This window comes from Euzebyales bacterium (assembly GCA_035461305.1).
GTDB lineage: Bacteria > Actinomycetota > Nitriliruptoria > Euzebyales > JAHELV01 > JAHELV01.
Window position 1 is genome coordinate 1 of sequence record DATHVN010000163.1, and the last position, 20,959, is coordinate 20,959.

General features: G+C 73.5%; 18 protein-coding genes. 14 read left to right on the top strand and 4 right to left on the bottom strand.

Translation table 11 applies throughout. The annotated features are described in order from the left end of the window. The 6 genes from VK923_15235 to VK923_15260 all read left to right on the top strand — a co-directional run. Positions 1-581, top strand: a 581-nt coding sequence (locus tag VK923_15235) for a substrate-binding domain-containing protein (protein ID HSJ46025.1), incomplete at its 5' end; no start/stop codon positions are given. Positions 582-645: 64 nt separating this feature from the next. Beyond that, positions 646-1,749, top strand: a complete 1,104-nt coding sequence (locus tag VK923_15240; protein ID HSJ46026.1) for a hypothetical protein — start codon at positions 646-648, stop codon at positions 1,747-1,749. Between the two features lie 96 nt (positions 1,750-1,845). Further along, a complete protein-coding gene (locus VK923_15245; protein HSJ46027.1) occupies positions 1,846-2,691 on the top strand; it encodes a hypothetical protein in 846 nt (281 codons plus the stop codon). Continuing rightward, positions 2,688-3,887: a fumarylacetoacetase gene (gene fahA, locus VK923_15250; protein ID HSJ46028.1), complete on the top strand. Its 1,200-nt coding sequence runs from the start codon at positions 2,688-2,690 to the stop codon at positions 3,885-3,887. The genes VK923_15245 and fahA overlap by 4 nt, the downstream gene beginning before the upstream one ends. 147 nt (positions 3,888-4,034) lie before the next feature. Beyond that, positions 4,035-5,516 carry an AAA family ATPase gene (locus VK923_15255; protein HSJ46029.1) on the top strand — a complete coding sequence of 494 codons (1,482 nt, stop codon included), beginning with the start codon at positions 4,035-4,037 and terminating at the stop codon, positions 5,514-5,516. Between the two features lie 13 nt (positions 5,517-5,529). Next, positions 5,530-6,396: a universal stress protein gene (locus tag VK923_15260; protein ID HSJ46030.1), complete on the top strand. Its 867-nt coding sequence runs from the start codon at positions 5,530-5,532 to the stop codon at positions 6,394-6,396. A gap of 10 nt (positions 6,397-6,406) precedes the next feature. Here the strand turns inward: VK923_15260 and VK923_15265 are convergent, their stop codons facing one another. Beyond that, positions 6,407-7,309 carry a universal stress protein gene (locus tag VK923_15265; protein ID HSJ46031.1) on the bottom strand — a complete coding sequence of 301 codons (903 nt, stop codon included), beginning with the start codon at positions 7,307-7,309 and terminating at the stop codon, positions 6,407-6,409. 221 nt (positions 7,310-7,530) lie between these two features. Here VK923_15265 and VK923_15270 point away from each other — a divergent pair, with 221 nt between their 5' ends. Continuing rightward, positions 7,531-8,676 (top strand): CBS domain-containing protein, encoded by a 1,146-nt coding sequence (locus VK923_15270; GenBank protein ID HSJ46032.1) that lies wholly within the window; start codon positions 7,531-7,533, stop codon positions 8,674-8,676. A gap of 32 nt (positions 8,677-8,708) precedes the next feature. Here the strand turns inward: VK923_15270 and VK923_15275 are convergent, their stop codons facing one another. Beyond that, on the bottom strand, positions 8,709-11,273 hold the full coding sequence (locus VK923_15275; protein HSJ46033.1) for a cation-transporting P-type ATPase: 2,565 nt from the start codon (positions 11,271-11,273) through the stop codon (positions 8,709-8,711). Between the two features lie 162 nt (positions 11,274-11,435). On the opposite strand from VK923_15275, the gene VK923_15280 reads away from it, so the two are divergent. From VK923_15280 to VK923_15305, 6 genes are read left to right on the top strand one after another with little or no spacing between them, the layout of a single operon-like run. After that, positions 11,436-12,569, top strand: a complete 1,134-nt coding sequence (locus VK923_15280; protein ID HSJ46034.1) for a 4Fe-4S dicluster domain-containing protein — start codon at positions 11,436-11,438, stop codon at positions 12,567-12,569. Next, a complete protein-coding gene (locus VK923_15285) occupies positions 12,566-13,033 on the top strand; it encodes a cyclic nucleotide-binding domain-containing protein (GenBank protein ID HSJ46035.1) in 468 nt (155 codons plus the stop codon). Before VK923_15280 ends, VK923_15285 begins: the two co-directional genes overlap by 4 nt. Next, positions 13,017-13,883: an FAD/NAD(P)-binding protein gene (locus VK923_15290; protein ID HSJ46036.1), complete on the top strand. Its 867-nt coding sequence runs from the start codon at positions 13,017-13,019 to the stop codon at positions 13,881-13,883. The genes VK923_15285 and VK923_15290 overlap by 17 nt, the downstream gene beginning before the upstream one ends. Next, the gene (locus tag VK923_15295) at positions 13,880-14,671 is read left to right on the top strand and encodes a hypothetical protein (protein ID HSJ46037.1); all 792 of its coding nucleotides are present in this window, start codon (positions 13,880-13,882) and stop codon (positions 14,669-14,671) included. The genes VK923_15290 and VK923_15295 overlap by 4 nt, the downstream gene beginning before the upstream one ends. Then, positions 14,668-15,972 carry a nickel-dependent hydrogenase large subunit gene (locus VK923_15300; GenBank protein HSJ46038.1) on the top strand — a complete coding sequence of 435 codons (1,305 nt, stop codon included), beginning with the start codon at positions 14,668-14,670 and terminating at the stop codon, positions 15,970-15,972. The genes VK923_15295 and VK923_15300 overlap by 4 nt, the downstream gene beginning before the upstream one ends. Continuing rightward, positions 15,969-16,427 (top strand): hydrogenase maturation protease, encoded by a 459-nt coding sequence (locus tag VK923_15305; GenBank protein HSJ46039.1) that lies wholly within the window; start codon positions 15,969-15,971, stop codon positions 16,425-16,427. Before VK923_15300 ends, VK923_15305 begins: the two co-directional genes overlap by 4 nt. A 13-nt stretch (positions 16,428-16,440) precedes the next feature. Here VK923_15305 and VK923_15310 read toward each other — a convergent pair whose 3' ends face one another. Beyond that, the gene (locus VK923_15310; protein HSJ46040.1) at positions 16,441-16,659 is read right to left on the bottom strand and encodes a hypothetical protein; all 219 of its coding nucleotides are present in this window, start codon (positions 16,657-16,659) and stop codon (positions 16,441-16,443) included. A gap of 89 nt (positions 16,660-16,748) precedes the next feature. Next, positions 16,749-18,143, bottom strand: coding sequence for a phosphoribosyltransferase family protein (locus VK923_15315; protein HSJ46041.1), 1,395 nt, complete (start codon positions 18,141-18,143; stop codon positions 16,749-16,751). Between the two features lie 350 nt (positions 18,144-18,493). Here VK923_15315 and VK923_15320 point away from each other — a divergent pair, with 350 nt between their 5' ends. Further along, positions 18,494-20,833, top strand: coding sequence for a heavy metal translocating P-type ATPase (locus VK923_15320; GenBank protein ID HSJ46042.1), 2,340 nt, complete (start codon positions 18,494-18,496; stop codon positions 20,831-20,833). Positions 20,834-20,959 lie beyond the last annotated feature (126 nt).

Sequence of the window (20,959 nt, forward strand, 5' to 3'; positions counted from 1 at the left end):
CGCGGCACCTGCGCCGCCTCGGTCACCGGCGGATCGGTCTGATCGGTGACCCCGGCGCCTCGGCGCCGACGATCGCACTCGAGCACCTGCGCGCAGGCACCTCGCAGGCGCTGCGCGAGATCGGCGTCACCCCCCGCGGCACAGCCGTCGTCCGCCGGGACGCGAGCTTCGCGGGCGGCATCGACGCGATGGCAACGATGCTCCGTGAACCGCTGCCACCGACCGCTGTCCTTGCGGGCTCGGACGAGATGGCGGCGGGTGCGCGGTGGGCGGCGGTCGAGGCAGGCCTGGAGGTGCCGGGCGACCTTTCGATCGTCGGCTTCGGCGGTCGGGACGTCGCACTGCACGCCGGCCTGACGACCGTGGCGCAGCCGGTGACCGAGATGGGCGAGACAGCGGCCACACTCCTGCTGGCGGCGATGGCGGGCGCCGAGGTGACGGACACCGTCCTGCCCTGCACGCTCGTGGTGCGTCACAGCTCCGGACGGGACCGCCCGCCGCGTGGTGGCGGGCGCAGCGGCCGCACCGGTCAGGCCGCCGCCTCCCGCCTCGAGTCCGGCACGGTCGACGGCAGGCCGTGACGCTGCACGCCCGCACGTGACGGGTGCATGGGAGGCGCCACGGAGGCGGCGGGCGCCACGTCGCGTGCTGCTCGTCGCTCTCCTCGTCGCCGCGGGCGTGGTGGCCGCGTGGACCGCGCGGGCGCCCGGCACGCTGCAGATCGGTGACACCCGCGCCACCCCGACCGCCGGCGATACGGCGTGGGCGCCGCCCCGGCCGGGCCTGTGGGTCCCCCTGCCCGCCGCGCCGGTCCTGTCCCGCATCGACCAAGCCATCACGGGTCGTGGTGACCGTGTGGTGGTGTGGGGTGGCTTCGACGCCCGTGGCCGGCCACTGCACGACGGGGCGGTCCTCGACGTCGGTTCCGGCGACTGGACGCGCCTGCCCACCGCCGGCGCCGGCGGCACGTCGGCGGAGGCCGTGTGGGTGGGTGACGACGTCGTGATCGTCTCCCGGACCGCGACACGGACCTATGACGCGGTGCGACGGATCTGGCGTGACGGTCCGCCGCCGCCGCTGGGTGACGCCGAGGTGCTCGAGCACGTCGTCGCGATGGGTGATCTGGTCATCGCGCACACCCGTCCGGCGGTTGATGGAAGCCGGATGCGGCCGGGGGCACTGGTCTGGTCCCGCGACACGCGGCGGTGGCGCCGCCTTCCTGACCCGCAGGCCGGTCCGGCCGACGGTGGGGTTGTCCTGGCCACCGCCACGCGGCTCGTCACCCTGCGTCCGGCGTCGCCGCAGGCACACGTCATCGCGGCGGAGCTCGATCCGTCCGCCCCGGACGCGGCCTGGGCAGCCGTCGCTCCGCCACCCGCCGCGGACCGCCCCCTCGACCGGCTGCTCGGCGCCGTGGTCGACGACCGCATCGTCCTGGTGGGTGCCGACCAGGCGGGCGACGCCGTCCACGCCGTCGTCCGCGACCTGCAGGACACGTGGCGGCCCATCCCGCTGCCTCCGGTCGCGGTGACCACCGACGACGACCTGCTGGCGGTCGGTCGCGGTGCTGTCCTGTGGGACCGCCGTGCCGGTGCCGGCGTGGTGCTCGACATCGCCGCCGGGCGGTGGGACCGGATCCCGACGTCCCCGGCCGCCGACCGCGTCCCTCGGCCGGCGGTCGCGGCCGGACCTCACCTGGTGACCTGGGGTGGCCTCGGTCCGGTCGGCGCCGTCCTGCGCGTGCCCTGACCTGGCGTCACGGACGACGGAGGCGCGAACGCGATGACGTACGATCACGGGGTGCAGCCCTGTGAGCCTGCCCGGTCGACGGCGACCGGTGCCGACGTGACACGCGTCCCCGCGCTGCTCGCGGCGCTGGTCGACGATGCCGGCCTGTTCCCGCCCGAGCGGCTGCCGATGGACCGCGCGATGGCACGCCATCGTGCAGACGCGGCCAGCGCGCACCCGGTGCTCACACACCGGTTCCTGTGCGCCGCGAGCAGCCTGGCGGAGCTACGAGCCGAGCTCGCCGACGAGGTGCTGCGGCTGGGCCTGATCGTCGACACCGGGCCGGCCGGAGTCGACGCGGCCGTGCGGGCCGTCCGTTCCGAGCCCCGCGTGCGGCTCGAGACGGTGGAGGTCGCACTGCCGGCGACCGACGTCGCGGACGCGGCACGGACGCACGTCCCAGCGCTCGCAGGGGTCGGCGCTCCGGTCTTCGTCGAGCTGCCCCGTGCTCGGGGCTGGCGCGCGGCACTGGAGGTCGTGGCATTCGCGGGCGTCGGTACGAAGGTGCGCTGCGGAGGTGTGCACGCGGCGCTGTTTCCCTCAGCCGCGGAGCTCGCGACGATGGTGCGCGCCATCGTGGCGGAGGGTGTGCCGTGGAAGGCGACGGCCGGGCTCCATCACGCCGTGCGGTACCGCGACGGGCGGACCGGGTTCGACCACCATGGCTTCCTGAACCTGCTGGTGGCGGTCAGCCGCGCCGTGCATGGCGGTACGCAGGACGACGTCGCCGAAGCCCTGGCGATCGACAGCGGGCCGGCGTTGGCCGCGGAGGTCCGCGCCGCGGGTGACGCTGTCGGCGCGCGCTCCAGGCGGTCGCTGACCGCGTACGGCTCGTGCAGCACCAGCGAGCCGATCGCGGACCTCGACGCGCTCGGCCTGCTCGACGACGGAAGTGACGGATGACCAGCTGGGCGTCGGTGGCCGAGGGATCGGGCTTCCCGCTCGACCACCTGCCGTACTGCGTGTTCTCCTCCGACGGCGCGCCGGCCAGGGTCGGTGTCGGCATCGGCGACAACGTGCTCGACCTGGCGGTGACGCTGGACGACCCCGTGTTCGCGGCGCCGTCGCTGAACCCGTTCATGGCGCAGGGGCCACAGCGGTGGCGCGCGGTGCGGTCGCGGTTGGCCGCTGTGCTCGCCGACCCACGCCCGGATGACGCTGTGCGTTTCGCCCTGGTGCCGGTGGAGGACGTGGCGCTGCACCTGCCGTTCGACGTCGCCGACTACGTCGACTTCTACGCGTCACTCGACCACGCCACCAACGTCGGGCGCATGTTCCGGCCCGATGACACTCCGCTCAAGCCGAACTGGCGGCACCTGCCGGTGGGCTACCACGGCCGCGCGGGCACCGTCGTGGTGTCGGGCACCCCCATCGTGCGGCCGCGGGGCCAGTTCCGGGTGCCGGGCGAGGCGTCGCCGTCGTTCGGGCCGAGCCGGCGCCTGGACATCGAGGCCGAGGTCGGATTCGTCGTCGGGACGCCCAGCAGGCTCGGGCACCCGCTCGCCGTCGACGACCTGGCCGCGCACGTCTTCGGGGTGGTGCTGGTCAACGACTGGAGCGCGCGGGACATCCAGGCGTGGGAGTACGTGCCGCTCGGCCCGTTCCTCGGCAAGTCGTTCGCCACGAGCATCTCCCCGTGGGTCGTGCCGCTCGAGGCCCTCGACGCGGCGTGGGCGCCGCCTCCCCCACGGGACCCGAAGCCGCTGCCGTACCTGCGTGGCGCGGCGGACCGGGGCCTGGACCTGACGCTGGAGGTGCGCCTCAACGACCACGTCGTGTCACACCCGCCGTTCGCCACGATGTACTGGACCCCCGCGCAGCAGCTGGCGCACATGACGGTCAACGGGGCGACCGTGCGCACCGGTGACCTGTTCGCCTCGGGCACGGTGTCGGGCCCCGACCACGCGCAGCGGGGGTCGCTTCTCGAGCTGACGTGGAACGCCACCGAGCCGCTCACCCTGCCCGACGGCACGACCCGGACGTTCCTCGAGGACGGCGACACGGTCACGATCTCGGCGACCGCCCCGGGCGTCGGTGGCGCGCGTGTGAGCCTGGGTGCGGTCACCGGTACGGTCGTCCCCGCGAGGGGCGCGCGCTGATCCGCCACGCGCCCGGGGGGGACGCCGAACGTCCCGTCACAGCGGGTCCCTCGCCCCGGCCCGCGCGTCGACCCCGCGTCCATCCTGGACGGTGGATCGGGCGTGCGCCGCAGATCCCGCACCCGGCCGCACCCGTGGAGGACCAACATGCCCGGCAGCGCATGGTTGACCGACGACGGGCGGATCGACGGCCGCATGCCGGACCACGTCGGCCGGACCCACTGCGCGGAGCTGTGGTTCACCGCCGACCGCGTCTACAAGCGGAAGCGGCCGGTGGCGCTCGGGTTCCTGGACTTCACGACGCTGGCCGCGCGGCGAACGGCGTCGCAGCGTGAGGTCGAGCTCAACCGCCGGTTGGCACCCGACGTCTACCTGGGCGTCGTCGACGTGCACGACGTCGCGGGCGCGACCGTCGACGTCGCGGTCGAGATGCGTCGCCTGCCCGACGATCGCCGGCTGGCGACGCTCGCGGCCGCCGGCGCGGAGGTCGACGGATGCGTACGGTCCATCGCCCGGCAGATCGCGGTGTTCCATGCCGCACAGCCGCCCGCCGCCCACCCGGAGCGCTACGCGGGCGTCACCGCACTGCGGGCCAACTGGGAGGACAACCTCGAGGTGCTGCGGGCCCACGGCGACGCCATCCCCGCGCCGCAGGTCGCGGCGCTCGCCGCCGACGTCGAGCGGTACCTCGACGGCCGCCGGCCCCTGTTCGGGTCGCGGATCGCTGCCGGCATGGTCCGCGATGGGCACGGCGACCTGCAGGCGGGTGACATCTTCTGCCTGCCCGACGGACCGCGGGTGCTGGACTGCCTCGAGTTCTCCGACCGCTACCGCATCGGCGACGTGCTGCTCGACACCGCGTTCCTCGTGATGGACCTCGAGCGGCTCGGCCGGCCGGATCTGGCGCGGGCGCTGCTCGACACCTATCGCGAGCTCACCGACGCCCGCCACCCGCTCAGCCTCGTCCACCACCACGTGGCATACCGCGCGGGCGTCCGGGCCAAGGTCGCCTGCCTGTCGGCCGATGCGGATGCCACCGGCGAGCAGGCGAGCCTGCTCACGACACTGGCCGTCGACCACCTGCGGCGTGGCCGGGTCCGCCTGGTGGTGGTCGGTGGGTTGCCGGGCACTGGCAAGTCGACGCTCGCGGCCGACCTGTCGAGGCGTCACGGATGGGCGCTGCTGCGCACCGACGAGGTGCGCAAGGATCTCGTGGGAATCGCGCACGGCCGGGCCGGCGGTGCGACCGCGTACCGTCCGGACGTGACCGCCGCCACCTACACCGAGGTGGTGCGCCGCGCGGAGCGCCTGCTGGGGATGGGCGAGTCGGTCGTCCTCGACGGCTCGTGGTCCGCGGCCGGGCACCGCGCGGACGCCGCCGCCGTGGCCGCCCGGACCTCGAGCGAGCTGTGGCAGCTGCGCTGCCACGTCGCCCCCGCGATCGCGCACGCCCGGCTCGCCGGCCGGTCGGACGACGCGTCCGACGCAACGCCGGCCGTGCACGACGAGATGGCCACGAGGTTCGCGCCGTGGGACGATGCGGTCGTGATCACCACCGCTGCCACCCCGGCTGCGGTCGCAGACGTGGTGGACCGGGCCATCGGCCTCCCACCGCACCCGGACGAGTGAAACGAGGATCAACATGCGTGTGCTGTATGCGACCGACGGCGGTCCCGCCGCGAGGGACGCGGGACGGCTGATCGAGCTCCTGGCCGACCGGGAGGCGACCGAGGTCGTGGCCGCCTCGGTCGTGGCGACCGGCGTGCCGGAGCTGCGTCACCTCAGCGCCGCGTTCCAGTCCGACGATGCTCGCCGGCAGGTCGCCAAGGATGCGGTCGACGAGGCGGTTGCCACACTCGGCGCGCAGGACATCACCGTCGACGGTGTCGTGCGGGAGGGCCGACCCGCCGCCACCCTCCTCGAGCTGGCCTCGGAGCACGGCGTCGAGCTGATCGTCGTCGGCTCGGGGATGAAGTGGTTCGGCGGCCGGCTCCTGGGAAGCGTCAGCACAGGCCTGCTGCACACGGCGCGGACGTCGGTGCTCGTCGTGCACACCGCGCCGTCCGGGGTCCCCGGACCGGTGGTCGTCGGCGTCGACGGGTCCGACCACGCGGCCAGGGCGCTCGACGTCGCGACGGCGTTCCTCGACCCGGAGCGCTGCGCCGTCACGGTGGTGTCCGCGGCAAAGCTGATGGCGCCCGCGCTCATGCCGCCCTACACGGGCTATGCCACGGTCGCGCCGTCACCCGAGATCGAGGCCGAGGTGCTCGCACCGTCACGGGAGCACGCGGACCGGGCGGCCGCGCTGCTGCGCGGGCGCGGCTTCGCCGCGGAGACGGCAGTGATGCTCGGCCACCCCGTGAAGCGGTTGCTCGCCGAGGTCGACGACGTCGGTGCGGCGCTGGTCGTCGTCGGGTCGCGTGGCCTCGACGCGCTCGACCGCGCGGCGGTCGGCTCGGTCAGCGACCAGGTCGTGCGGTACGCCCCGGCGACGCTCGTCGGGCGGTAGGCGTCCACGCCTACCGGTGGTGGGGCACGGCGACCATCGGGCCGGCGGCGTGATGCGCGCACTGGTGGCTGACCGAGCCGGGCCCGAGCTCTGCGAAGCCGCGGCGTCCCCGAGTTCCGACGACCAGCAGGTGCTCGGCGGTCGCGTAGCGTTGCAGCGCGGCCACGGGCGCTCCGTCGTCGATGACGCGGTCCATGCGCGCGTCGCCGCCGACGGGCTCGGCCCGGTGGAGCAGCGCGTCGATCTCGTCGCGCGCGGCGGCGCGGGCCTCGGCGAGCCGTGCCGCGACAAGCTCCACCGGCAGGCCGAGCACACGCAGCGTCGCGGGATCGGGCAGGTCGAGCCCGTGCACGGCGAGCATACCCACGCCGCGGCGGCACGCCTCGTCGACCGCCCAGCGCAGGGCGGTCTCCGACTCCGGCGATGCGTCGACACCGACCACGACGGGTCGCCGTCCGTCCCGCTCCTCCCCGGTCGACGCCGGCTCGGACGTCGTCGAGCGGATCAGCGCGACCGGCACGGCCGCATGGGTCAGCACGCGATGGCTCGTCGAGCCCAGCAGCAGCTCGCTGAACCCGCCGAGCCCACGGGTGCCGACGACGATCAGCTGGCTGTGCCGGCCCGCGTCGAGGAGGGCGTCGGCGGCGTGGGACGCGCGGATCACGACAGTGTCGTGGTCCGGCAGCCGCTCGAGCAGCGCACGGTGCCGCGCGACGACGTCGTGCACCAGCCGCCGCGCGAGCTCCTCGGCGGCGAACGTCGACGCGGACGTGACGCCGTCGTCGACGTACCCGTGCACCAGGGTGAGCGTCACGTTGCGCAGCTGTGCCTCGCGCACGGCCCAGCGCAGCGCGCGCTCCGAGTGCGCGGATCCGTCGATGCCCACGACGATCGGGGTCGTGACGTCCTGCATGGCGCTCCCGTCTCGAGCGTCGACGGTGACGAGGCGCACGCTACGGCGGTCACGGACGTGTGCGCGGGTCGACGGCCCCGCCGCCCACCGACGATGGTCCCGGTCCGCCGGGGACACGGGCCGAAGGACTCATCGGTTGCGGGCCGTTGGCAGGGTCGCGCTGCGCCGGCCGGGACTACGGTCACCCTCGGGGACCTGATCGGTGTCGAGGAGTGTGCATCATGAAGCACTGGGTCATCGCATACCGCCACGTCCCAGGCGCCCCCGCCGCCCTGCGCCGGCGGCTGGTCACCGATGTGGCCGACATGCTGCGCACCGCGATGGACGGCGATGACGGACAGGTCGAGCCCGACGGATCGTTGCTCCTGCAGCTGCCCGCCCACGTAGCCGGCGTCGACATGCACAAGCAGGTCAGGGTGCGGACCGGCGTCGCGTCGGACCATGGAGCCCGCACGTGCATCCCGCTGCAGTGGGAGGCCGAGCCGGGCCGGCACGCCTTCCCCGTGTTCACGGGCACGATCGAGCTCGAGCCGATGTCGTCGCGGATGGCCCAGCTGACCGTCGTCGGTGCGGTCACGCCGCCGCTCGGGCCGGTCGGCGGCCTCGCGGAAGCCACCGTCCTCGGAGCGCTCGCCGAGCGCACCACCCAGGACCTGGCCGACCGCCTCGCGGAAGCGCTGGTCGAGGGTCGGGAGGAGCCGGCGGCCAAAGCGGCGACCGGCGGGCCAGCGGCACAGCTGACGGTCGCCGACATCATGACCGTCAATCCGCTCGTCCTGCACGTCGACACGCCGGTGCGCACGGCCGCGCTGCTGCTGTTCTACTTCGACGTGGCAGGCGCGCCCGTCCGCACCGACGACGGCGGCCTGGTCGGGGTGCTCAGCGAGTCGGACCTGCTCGCCGTGCAGGCCACGCCGAGGCTGGGGCTCGGCGGGCGCGCGGAGGACAGCCGCGTCCGGCACCGCGCCCGCACCGTCGGGGAGGCCTGCAGCCGTCCCGCGCACGTCGTCGCGCCCGACGCGACGGTCTCCGAGGCGGCAGCGATGCTGTGGGACGCCGACATCGGCCGTCTGATCGTCGTGTCCGGGGCGGAGGTCGTCGGCGTCGTGTCCCGCCACGACGTGCTGCGTGCGCTGCTGCGCGACGACGCCGAGACCCAGGCCGCCCTCGACGAGCTGCTGCGCGCACGTGACGACGACGTGATCGTCCAGGTCGAGTGGGGCGTCGCCACGCTCATGGGCGTGGTGACCTACCACAGCACCGCTCGCCGGCTGGCCCAGATGGTGCGGGAGGTCGACGGCGTCGTCGACGTCGACTCCCAGGTCGACTGGAAGATCGACGACCTGGTCCCGCCCGTCCTGCCCTGACCGACGCGGGCGTGCCGCCGCGCCCGTGCCGGTCAACTGCGCTGCCACCGCTTGTCCAGCGCGTCGACGGCGACCACCACCGGCGCGGCGAGCAGCGCGACCGTCCACCCGGTTGCGTCGGGTGGTGCGTGGCCGAGCGCGTCGGCCACGACCGGCACGAACAGGAACACGGCGGTGATCGCCAGCTCGATCACGACCGCCACGAGCAGCAGCCGGTTGCCGCCCCAGTCGAGCGCGCCGACCCAGCGGGTATCGCTGCGGCAGGCGAAGGCGTTCGCGGTCTGGCCGATGACCACCGCGGCGAACGTCGCGCCGGACGCGGCGAGCTGCGTGGCGCCCGCGGGGAACGCCATGCCCGGCCGCCAGCCCGCGGCGACCATGGTGGCGACGAAGGCGCACATGCCCATCAACGCCTCGGACGGGCCGAGCACGCCGAAGCCGCGGCGGGCGACCCTCGCGTCGAGCAGCCGCCCGCTCGCCGGCGCCGACCGCAGCGTGTTCCGCGTGGGTGGCTCCGCCCCGAGGGCCACGGCCGACAGCGTGTCGGTCCCGATGTCGAGCGCGAGCACCTGCAGGACACCGAGCGCCAGCGGGAACCGTCCACCAGACAGTGCCCACACGACGAACGGCGTCAGCTCCGCGACGTTGTCGGACAGGTGGTAGGCCAGGAACCGCCGGATGTTGGCGAACGTCGCCCGGCCGTACTCGATGGCGGCGACGATCGTCGCAAAGTCGTCGTCGAGCAGCACGAGGTCGGCGGCCTCGCGGGCCACGTCGGTGCCCGACCGGCCCATCGCCACGCCAATGTCGGCCGCGTGCAGCGCCGGACCATCGTTGACGCCGTCGCCGGTCATGGCGACCACGTGGTCCCGCCGCTGGAGCGCCGCGGCGATGTGCAGCTTGTCCTCGGGCGCCACCCGGGCGACGACGACCCCGTCGCGATCGACCAGTGCGCCGATGTGCTCGAGGTCGGAGGGCAGGTCGTCCGATGTCAGCACCGGCGCGTCGGCGTCCGCGAGGCCGACTTCGCGCGCGATCGCCAGCGCTGTGGCGGGGTGGTCGCCCGTGACCATCGCCACCTTCACGCCCGCCTTTCGGCACGCAGCGACGGCGGCAGCGGCTGCCGGCCTCGGCGGGTCCTCGAGGCCGACCAGGCCCAGCAGCTCGAGGTGGCGTTCGGCCTCGTCGGCGGTGGCGGCGCGGTCGTCCTCCCAGCGCCGTCGGGCGATCGCCAGGACGCGCAGGCCGCGTGTGGTGAAGCGGGCGAGCGCGGCGTCCGCCGCGCTGGTCTCGCCAGCGCAGCGCGGCAGCACCGCGTCGGGCGCGCCCTTGACGTACAGCGTCCCGTCGACGACCACCGACATCCGGCGACGTCGCGCATCGAAGGGGAAGCGTCGGGTCGGCGGTGAGATCGTCCCGGCGCCGTCGCCGGAGACCCGCCGCGCGAGGGCGTCGAGTGCCGCCTCCATCGGATCGCCCTGCGCGATCCAGCGGTCGGCGTCACGCACGACCCGGCCCGACGAGCAGCGGACCCCCGCCAGGGCCAGCGCACGCACGGCCGTCATGGCGGCGTCAGAGTCGGTGTCGACGGTGCCGGTCGGCTCGTAGCCGGCCCCGCTGACGCGCGCCGCCCCGGCCGCCGTCCATGCCTCCACCACCTGCATCTCGTTGCGGGTCAGCGTGCCGGTCTTGTCGGTGCACACGAACGTCGTCGACCCCAGGGTCTCGACGGCGTCGAGGCGGCGGACCAGCGCGTTGCGTCGTGCCATGCGCTGGGCGCCGATCGCGAGCGACAGCGTCACCGTCGGCAGCAGCCCCTCCGGCACGAGCGCGACGGTCACCCCGATCGCAAACACGACGGCCTCTGTCGCAGCCGTGCCGACCAGCATTGACACGAGGAAGAACGCGACGCCGACGCCGACCGCGATGGTCGCGATGGTCCGCACCACGCGGTGCAGCTCGCGCGTCAGGGGGCTGGGCGGGCGGGGCCCGGTCTGGGTGAGCGTGGCGATCTCCGCAAGCCGGGTGTCGCCGCCCGTGGCGGTCACCACCGCCTCGGCTTCGCCCTCCGTCACGAACGTCCCTGCGAACAGCGGATCTCCGGCGGAGACGTGTGTGGGGACGCTCTCTCCTGTGAGGGTCGACGTGTCGACCGACAGCGCATGTGCCGAGGTCGTGGCCAGGTCCGCCGAGATCCGGTCGCCGGCTTCGAGGACGACCACGTCGTCCGGGACGAGCTCGGCGGCATCGATCTGCCGTCGCCTGCCGCCGCGGATGACGGTGACCTGCCGGGGCAGCAGCTCCCGCAGCCGCTCGGCCGCGCGGTCCGCCCGGTGCTCCTCGACGAACGCGAACACGGCGTTGACGACCACGACGATCACGATTGCCACCCCGAGCTGTGGCAGGCCGGCCACGAACGCGAACGCCGCGGCGATCCACAGCATCAGGGCGAAGAAGTGGATCAGCTGGTCGACCAGCCGCCGCCAGGCCGGCGTCGCCGGTGCCCGCGGCAGGACGTTGGGTCCGTGGTCCGCCAGAAGCGCGCCGGCCTCGGCCTCGGTCAGGCCTGACGGCGGGGACATGTCGACGGCGGGCATGCGACCACTGTGTAGCGTCGAGAGGCGACCGCCGCCAGTGTGGGCGCGGACCCGTCGGAGGCGAGGGCCGAAAGCCCCGCAGGTTGCGGGCCGCCAGCCCGTGGCCATGACGTCGTCGGCGCGGCACCGTGTGGCGACCGCTCTCGGGGAAGGCGACGTGCGATGGTCGACGTGATGGATGCGGCAGCACTCGCGGACCTGCTGGACGGGCTCGGACGGCAGGGCTACACGGTCGTCGGCCCCACCGTCGGGGACGGCGCGATCGTCTACGACGAGCTCGACTCCGTCGACGACCTGCCACGTGGCTGGACCGACGAACAGGCACCCGGGCACTACCGGTTGGCGCAGCGTGACGATGACGCGCTGTTCGGCTACGCGGTCGGTCCCCACTCGTGGAAGCGGTACCTGCTGCCGTCGACCCACACGGTGTGGTCGGCCGAGCGGACCGACGACGGCGGTCTGCGGGTCCTCGACGAGCCGACGCCGGCGCCGCGCTACGCCTTCGTGGGCGTGCGCTCGTGCGAGCTGGCGGCCATCGCCGTCCAGGATCGCGTGTTCATCCAGGGCCCCGCGGTCGACACCGTGTATGCACGACGGCGTGACGAGGTGCTGTTGATCGCGGTGAACTGCGGGGATCCCGCGGGCACCTGCTTCTGCGTGTCGATGGGCACCGGACCGCGTGCGACCGGTGGCTTCGACCTGGCGCTGACGGAGGTGCTCGACGACGACGGCCACCGGTTCGTGGTCGAGGTCGGCACCGACGCCGGCAGGGCCGCGCTCGACGCCGCCGCGCACCGGCCGGCCACTGCCGACGACGCCGCAGCGGCGCACGCGGTGACCGACCGTGCGGCGCAGCGCATGGGACGCGTCATGGACACGACCGCCATCAAGGAGCTGCTGTACGGCAACCTCGAGCACCCACGATGGGACGACGTCGCCAGCCGCTGCCTGGCGTGTGGCAACTGCACGATGGCCTGCCCCACGTGCTTCTGCACGAGCGTGACCGACGTGACCGACCTTTCGGGCGAGCACGTCGAACGGCATCGTGACTGGGACTCGTGCTTCACGCTGGACTTCACGTGGACCGCCGGCACGTCGGTCCGCTCCACGACCAGATCGCGCTACCGGCAGTGGATGACGCACAAGCTCGCGACCTGGATCGACCAGTTCGGCACATCGGGCTGCGTCGGCTGTGGGCGCTGCATCACGTGGTGCCCGGTCGGCATCGACATCACCGAGGAGGTCGCGGCGATCCGGGCCGACGACCCCATCGAGGACGCGGAGGACCTGCCGTGAACACCGCCCACATGCTCGCTCTGCACCCGTTCGTCGCCGGGCTGAGCAACGAGCAGCTCGTCGCGCTGTCGGGATGTGCGACGCCGGTGCGGTTCGATCCGGGGGACGTGATCTTCCGCGAAGGCGACCCCGCGGACGCGTGCTACCTGGTGCGGGCGGGCCACGTCGCGCTGCAGCTGCACGCCCCGGACGGACCGCTGGTCATCGAGACGCTCGTCGGTGAGCACGTGCTCGGCTGGTCGTGGCTGGTGGCACCGCACCGCTGGCGCTTCGACGCGGTGGCGGTCGACGAGGTCGACACGATCCACCTCGACGCGGCGTGCGTCCGCGGGCTCATGCGCGACGACCCGCAGCTGGGCTCCGCCGTGGCGCAGCAGTTGCTGGCCGTGGTCGGCGACCGTCTGGAGCACACGCGGGTCAGGCTGCTCGACGTCTACGGACACCACCATGCGCGCAGCATCTGACCAGCTGCTCGCACCGGCGCTCACGCCGCAGCTCGCGCGGCTCGAGCGCACCGTCCGCGAGACCGCCGACACCGTCACCCTCCACGTGCGTGCGCTCGACGCGGAGTGGTCGCCGTTCGCGCCCGGCCAGTTCGACATGCTCACCGCGTTCGGCGTCGGCGAGGTGCCGATCTCGGTCAGCGGCGACCCCAACGACCGGGTCATGCGCCAGTACACGATCCGCGCGGTGGGTGCGGTGACGCGGGCCCTGACCGCTCTCGGCCCGGGTGCGCACCTGGGCGTGCGCGGTCCCTACGGCACGCCGTGGCCGGTCGACGTCGCGGTGAACACCGACGTGCTCGTCGTCGCCGGCGGCCTGGGGTTGGCTCCGCTGCGTCCCGCGATCCACCACCTGCTCGCGCACCGTGACCGCTACCGGCGCGTCACCATCCTGTACGGCGCGCGGACGCCCGACGACATGCTGTTCGTCGACGAGGTGGTCCAGTGGCGCGGTCGCTTCGACGTCGACGTGGCGGTGACGGTCGACGCCCCGAGCCCGCCACCCACGGCCACCGCGCCCTGGCGGGGGCACGTCGGGCTGGTGACCACGCTGATCCGTCCGGCGATGGGCGATCCGGACCGCACGACGGCCCTGGTCTGCGGTCCCGAGATCATGATGCGCTTCACCGTCCGCGCGCTCGCGGACCACGGCATCGTCAGTGACAGGATCCACGTGTCGCTGGAGCGCTCGATGGACTGCGGCGTCGGCCTGTGTGGTCACTGCCAGCTCGGCCCGTTCTTCGTCTGCGTCGACGGTCCCGTCATGTCCCAGCGCCGCGTCGGCCCGTGGCTGGTGGTGAGGGAGCTGTGAGCACCGTGACCGATCGTCCGACGCTGGCCGTGTGGAAGTTCGCGTCATGTGACGGGTGCCAGCTGCAGGTCCTCAGCCTCGCCGACCGCCTGCTCACCCTGACCGAGCGCGTTGACGTCGCCATGTTCCTGGAGGCCACGCGGAGCCAGGTCGCCGGCCCTTACGACGTGTCGCTGGTCGAGGGCTCGATCACCACGCCGGACGACGCGCGGCGCATCAGGGAGATCCGCGCGCAGTCCCGGTACCTGGTCACCATCGGCGCGTGCGCGACGTCCGGCGGCATCCAGGCGTTGCGCAACCTCGTCGACGTCAGCGACTGGACGTCCCTCGTCTACGCCAACCCCGAGTACGTCGACACGTTGGCGACGTCGACGGGCATCGCCGATCACGTCGCCGTCGACTTCGAGCTGCGGGGGTGCCCGATCTCGATCACCCAGCTCGCGGAGGTCGTCGCGGCCCTGCTCGACGGGCGGCGGCCCGCCGTCGCCGCGTCAAGCGTGTGCGGGGAGTGCAAGCGCCGTGGCAACGTCTGCGTGATGGTCGCGCACGGCACCCCGTGCCTGGGACCCATCACCCAGGCCGGGTGCGGCGCGCTCTGCCCGACCTACGACCGCGGCTGCTACGGCTGCTTCGGCCCAGCTGAGACTGCGAACACCGCATCCCTGATGGACTGGTGGGGCGACGTGTTGGGCGTCGGCGCCGGCGAGCGGGTCCGGATGCTGCGGACGTTCAACGCCAACGCGCCGGAGTTTCGCGAGGCTGCCGCGGCGCAGGAGGATGCCACATGACCCACCAGGAGGGTTGGAGCCGGACGCTGTCTGTCGAGGCGCTGGCCCGCGTCGAGGGTGAGGGCGCCATGCGCGTCCGCGTCCACGACGGGCAGGTCACCGATGTGCAGCTGCGGATCTACGAGCCCCCGCGGTTCTTCGAGGCCCTTCTCCGCGGCCGCTCGTGGACCGAGCCGCCCGACATCACTGCGAGGATCTGCGGCATCTGCCCGATCGCGTACCAGATGAGCGCCTGCCAGGCCCTCGAGGACGCGTGTGGTGTGACCGTCGACGCACCGTTGCAGGATCTGCGGCGCCTGCTGTACTGCGGCGAGTGGATCTCCAGCCACGCCCTCCACGTCTACCTGCTGCACGCGCCCGACTTCCTCGGGTACGAGAGCGCGATCGAGATGGCCGCCGAGCATCGGGTCGTGGTCGAGCGCGGACTGCGGCTGCGCAAGGCGGGCACCGACCTGCTCACGCTGGTGGGTGGTCGCGAGAGCCACCCGGTCAACGTCCGGGTGGGCGGCTTCTACCGGGCACCGACCCGTCGCGAGCTGGCGTCGCTGCGTCCGCGGCTCGAGCAGGCCCGCGACGACGCGTTCGAGACCGTCCGCCTGGTCGCGGGCTTCGACGTCCCGGACTTCACCCAGGACGTGGTGCTGGTCGCGCTGTCGGATCCGGACCGCTACGCGATCGAGCGCGGCCGGCTCGCCTCGACCGCCGGGCTCGACGCCCCGGTCGCGGCGTTCAGCGAGCACGTCACCGAGCACCACGTCGCCCACTCGAACGCGCTCCACGCCGAGCTCGACGGCGGGACCACCTTCGCGGTCGGGCCCATGGCGCGGTTCGCGCTGAACTTCGACCGGCTGTCGCCGGTCGCGCTGGAGGCCGCCGCTCTGGCCGACATCGGCCCCGACTGCCGCAACCCGTTCCGCAGCATCGTCGTGCGCAGCATCGAGACGCTCTACGCTATCGACGAGGCGCTGCGCCTGATCGACGGCTACGAGCGGCCGGAGCGTCCGTTCGTCCCGATCGTGCCCCGGGCGGCGACGGGCCACGGCGCGACCGAGGCGCCGCGCGGGACCCTGTACCACCGCTACACCATCGGGGACGACGGCCTGCTGACCGACGGCGTGATCGTGCCGCCGACCTCGCAGAACCAGCGGTCGATCGAGGAGGACCTCGCGCGGTTCGTGCAGGCACGGCTGGACATGGACGACGACGCGCTGCAGTGGGCGTGCGAGCAGGCGATCCGCAACTACGACCCGTGCATCTCGTGCGCGACGCACTTCCTGGACCTCACCATCGAGCGCACGTGACCGCGCGGGTGTTCGGCCTCGGCCACCCCGACCGTGGTGACGACGCCGTCGGGCTGCTGGTCGCCGACGACGTCCGGCGGCGGGCGCCCCTGGGGGTGGAGGTCCGTCGGCTCGAGGGGTCGCCACTGGAGCTGCTGACGTCGTGGGACGACGCCGACGACGTGATCGTCGTCGACGCCGTGCGGGCCCCGACAGCACCGGGGCTGGTCCGGCGCTTCGACGTCCTCGCGGGTCAATTGCCGGTGATGGGGTCGACGGGCGGCACGCACGACGCGTCGCTGATCGACGCCATCGAGCTGGCGCGTGCGCTCGGACGGCTGCCGGCAGGCCTCGTGGTCTACGGCGTGTACGGCGCCAGCTTCGGCGTCGGTGACGCGATGACCCCGGCCGTGCGGGACGCCGCCCAGGCCCTGGGCGAGCGCATCGCGGGTGAGGTCGTGCCGCGCCGCGGGTGACCGGTCCGGGCCGTCAGGTGACCGCCGTGTCCCCCGGGAGCGTGTCCGCGGGGCGCGGGGCGATCTTGATGTCGATGCCGCCGAACATGACCAAGCGCGCGCACGCGCAGCGTCGCGGCGGGGTCGCGCGCAGCAGGTCCGGTTCGATGCCTTCGAAGACGGCGGTGAGCGATCCACCGCTGGACTCCGGCGAGTTGTTCATCAGCTCATTGCCCGAGAACAACACGGTCACGCTCACGTCGTCGCCGCTGTCGACCGCCGACCGTCGGACGCGGCGCCCGGTGATGCACCACGGGTCGGCATCGGTCTCCCGTTCCTCGATCAGGCCCCACTGGCCGGCGGCCTGTTGGACACCGCCGGTTCGGACCGCGCGGGATCGCCCGTCCCGTCGGCAGGCGACAGGTGGGTGGTGAACCAGTCTTTCGCCAGCTCGGCGACACGTTCGAGCGCACCGGGTTCGCTGAACAGGTGGGTGGCGCCGGGCACGACCTCGAGCCGGCTGCCGTGCCCGAGCTGCGTCAGTGCGCTCGTGTTCAGGTCGAGGACCGGTTCGTCACGACCACCCACGATCAGGAGGGTGGGCGCCTCCACCTGACCGAGCGTCCGCGCCAGGTCGGGACGGCCACCGCGCGACACGACCGCCGCGACCGCGGGACGCCAGGCGGCCGCGACCAGTGCCGCAGCGGCGCCGGTGCTCGCGCCGAAGTAGCCGACCGGTAGTCCCGCGGCCTCCGGTTGCGACTCGAGCCACCGGGTCGCAGTGTCGAGGCGGTTCGCGAGCAACCCGATGTCGAAGACGTTGTTGCGGTCCGCCGCCTCGTTGGCGTCGAGCAGGTCGAACAGCAGGGTCGCGAGACCGGCGGCGTTGAGCGTCCGAGCGACGGCGGTGTTGCGTGGGCTCTGCCGGCTGCTGCCGCTACCGTGCGCGAACACCACCATCCCGATCGGATCGGGTGGGACCGACAGGGTGCCGGGCAACCGGGTCCCGTCAGCGGGGATGCGCACGTCACGCGTCTGGTGCCGCCGCGGGGTCCCGGACGACTCCGCTGCGGCGTGGCCCGAGCCATGGCGGGCCAGCAGGGCCGCCACCTCGTCGTCGCCGACCTGCGTGAAGTCGGCGTACCACCGGCCGATCGCCATGAAGTGCGTCGGTGTGCGCAGGCAGACCACCTCGTCGGCGCGGTCCCGCATGGCGTCAACGGTCTCCGATGGTGCCACGGGCACGGCCAGCACGACCTTGGCGGGGTGGCGGGCGCGCACGATGTCGAGGGCGGCGCGCGCCGTGAAGCCGGTCGCCAACCCGTCGTCGACCACGATGGCCGTGCGGCCCTCGACCGGCGCCGCCGGCCGGTCTCCCCGGTAGCGGCGGGCACGCCGGTCCACCTCGGCCTGCTCGGTGGCCGTGACGCGCGCCAACTCCTCCTCGGTGATGCCGAGGCTGGCGATCAGGGGATCGTTGCGGACCTCGAGCCCACCTTGGGCGATGGCACCGATCCCCAGCTCCGGGTGCTGCGGCCAGCCGAGCTTGCGGACGATGAGCACGTCGAGCGGTGCGTCGAGCCGTGCGGCCACCTCGGCGGCGACGGGCACGCCACCACGTGGGAGGGCGATGACGACGGGATGCTCGTAGTCGCGTCGTGCCAGCGCGGCCGCGAGCTGACGCCCGGCGTCCCGCCTGTCGTCGAACCGTCTGGTGTCTGGCGATCGTCTCCGCATGGTGGCGGCTCCCAACGCAACCTGTATCCCAGGGGCGCGCCGTCCACCCGGCCGCCGCGCCCGGATGAGCACCTGCCAGGATCGTGTCCGGCGCATGCCGGGCCAGAGCCGAACGTCCCGCCGATTCGCGCCATCCGTCGTCGCTGGCGCTCCGTCGGGTCGACCGGCCCTGCCGCGGGCGGCCTCTGGACCGGTATGCGTCCCGTCCGGTGTCCACGTTTCCTGCACGTGTGGGTCGTGCGCCGGCAGCCCGCGTGGGACCTTCCGCCGCATGTGCAAGGACGAGTGGACTGCATATGGCCCGGCGGTGACGTGACGCTGGGGCGCATGCACTGACCTTGTCGGCGGACATGCCCGGGACCCGCAACACCGTGATGCTTGTGGTGAGCTTCCTCGCCGTCGTGGCGGGGGGCGTCGCCGCGCTCGCGGGAGCCCGTGCTGTCGCCGATCTCGTATGGGCGGGCGCGACCGCCGCCGTCGCCATCCAGCTCGTCGTCGACATCATCGCGGACCTGGTGCGTCGCCGCGCCGGCGTGGACGTGATCGCGCTGCTGGCCATGGCGGGTGCGCTGGCGCTGGGACAGTACCTGGCCGGCGCCGTGATCGCGGTCATGCTGACCGGGGGGCAGGCGCTGGAGGCGCACGCCGCGGGCCGGGCGCGCCGTGAGCTGGCCGCACTGCTGGAAGGTGCGCCCAGGGCGGCGCACCGGCTGCTCGACGACCGTGTCGAGACCGTCGAGGTCGATGCCGTCGAACGCGGAGAGCTGCTCCTGGTGCGGTCGGGCGAAGCCGTCCCGGTCGACGCCGTCGTGGTCGACACCATCGGGTTGTTCGACGAGTCCGCGCTGACCGGTGAGACGCGCCCGGTGCGGCGCCGCGAGCACGCGCGCGTCGGCAGCGGCGCGATCAACGCCGGTGGGCCTGTCCGCGTGCGCGCGGTCAGCACGGCAGCGGACAGCACCTACGCGGGCATCGTCCGGCTCGTGCGTGAGGCGGCGGACGCCAGGACGACGTTCACGCGGATGGCCGACCGTTACGCGCTTGCGTTCGTGCCCGCGACACTGGTAGTGGCGGCCGGGGCGTGGATCGTGTCCGGTGACCCGGTGCGGGCGCTCGCGGTGCTGGTCGTGGCGACACCCTGTCCGCTGATCCTCGCCGCACCGATCGCGCTCGTCTCCGGCGTCTCGGTCGCGGCGCGACGTGGGATCATCGTCAAGGGCGCGTCCGCGCTCGAGCAGCTGGCGGAAGCGACGTCCGTGGTGTTCGACAAGACGGGCACGCTGACCGCCGGCGCCCCGCGGGTCGCCGAGGTCGTCGCTGTGCCCGGGACGGATCGCGACGAGGTGCTGCGGCTCGCCGCGAGCGTCGAGCAGGCCTCGTCGCACGTCTTCGCTGACGCGATCATCGACGCCGCGCGTGACCGGGGTCTCCGGCTCACCTTCCCCGTGGAGGTCGTCGAGGATCCCGGGGTCGGGATCGCAGGGCAGGTCGACGGAGGCCGCGTCCGTCTCGGTTCGGCGGCGTGGGTCGCGGGCGGCTCGGCGGTGCCCGCGGCGGTCGAGGTCGCACAGCGCCGGGCGCGGCTGGAGGGCTCGTCGGCCGTCCTGGTCTCTGTCGACGACACGCCCCAGGGGGCGCTGCTCCTCGACGATCCGCTCCGTCCGGAGTCCGGCCGCGTCGTGCGCTCGCTGCGGGCGGCGGGGGTCGGCCACGTCGGCATGCTGACCGGTGATGATCGCGCTGTCGCCGAGGTGGTCGCCAGCGCCCTCGGACTCGACGACGTCCGACCCGAGCTGAGCCCGAGCGACAAGATCGTCGCGATCCAGGATGGCCAGGACCGCGGGCGGGGGCTGACGGTGATGGTCGGCGACGGTGTCAATGACGCTCCCGCCCTGGCCGGCGCCGACCTCGGCGTCGCCATGGGCGCTCGTGGCGCGTCCGCCTCGTCGGAGGCGGCGGACATCGTGATCACGGTCGACCGACTCGATCGGCTCACCGAGGGGATGGCGATCGCCCGCTGGTCGCGGCACATCGCCACCCAGAGCGTCGTGGCTGGCATGGGGCTGTCGCTGGTGGCGATGGGCTTCGCGGCGGCGGGGAGCATCGCGCCACTCGCCGGGGCCGTCCTGCAGGAGGTCATCGATGTGGCGGTCATCCTCAACGCGCTGCGGGCGTTGCGGCCGCCCGGCACCAGTCGCGTGACGGCCTCGGACCGCCGCTCCAGCGCGCTGTTCCGGAACGAGCACCGCACCCTGCTGGCCGGGGTCGACGACGTCAAGGGCGTCGCCGACCGGCTCGAGTGGACGACCGCCGACCACGCGCGGCGGGACCTCGACGACGTTCGTTGCTTCCTCACCGACCGGCTGCTGCCGCACGAGCAGGCCGAGGAGCGGCAGCTCTACCCACGTCTGGCGTCCGTCAGCGATGGCAGGGATCCGACGGAGCCGCTGATCGGCGCACACCGGGAGATCGAGCGGATCGTCGCGCTGTTCGAGCGCCTGGCCACCAACCTGCCCGCCGACGGTCCCGGACCGGGCGACCGCCTCGAGCTGCGCCGCCTGCTGTACGGGTTGCACGCGATCCTGCGCCTGCATTTCGCGCAGGAGGAGGAGCTGTACCTGGGCCTGGACGACGGGACGGTCGCCGTGCCGGCGAACAGCACGGGCGCGCGACCGTCCGCCCGCCGCTGAGTGCGGTGTGGGCGACGTCGAGGATCCGACCCGGCACATGGGTTCGGGCGCGCCACAACGCCTACCATGTGGGGCCAGATGCACAGGTCCACGAACAGCACGACCAGTGAGTACCTGGTTCGCGAT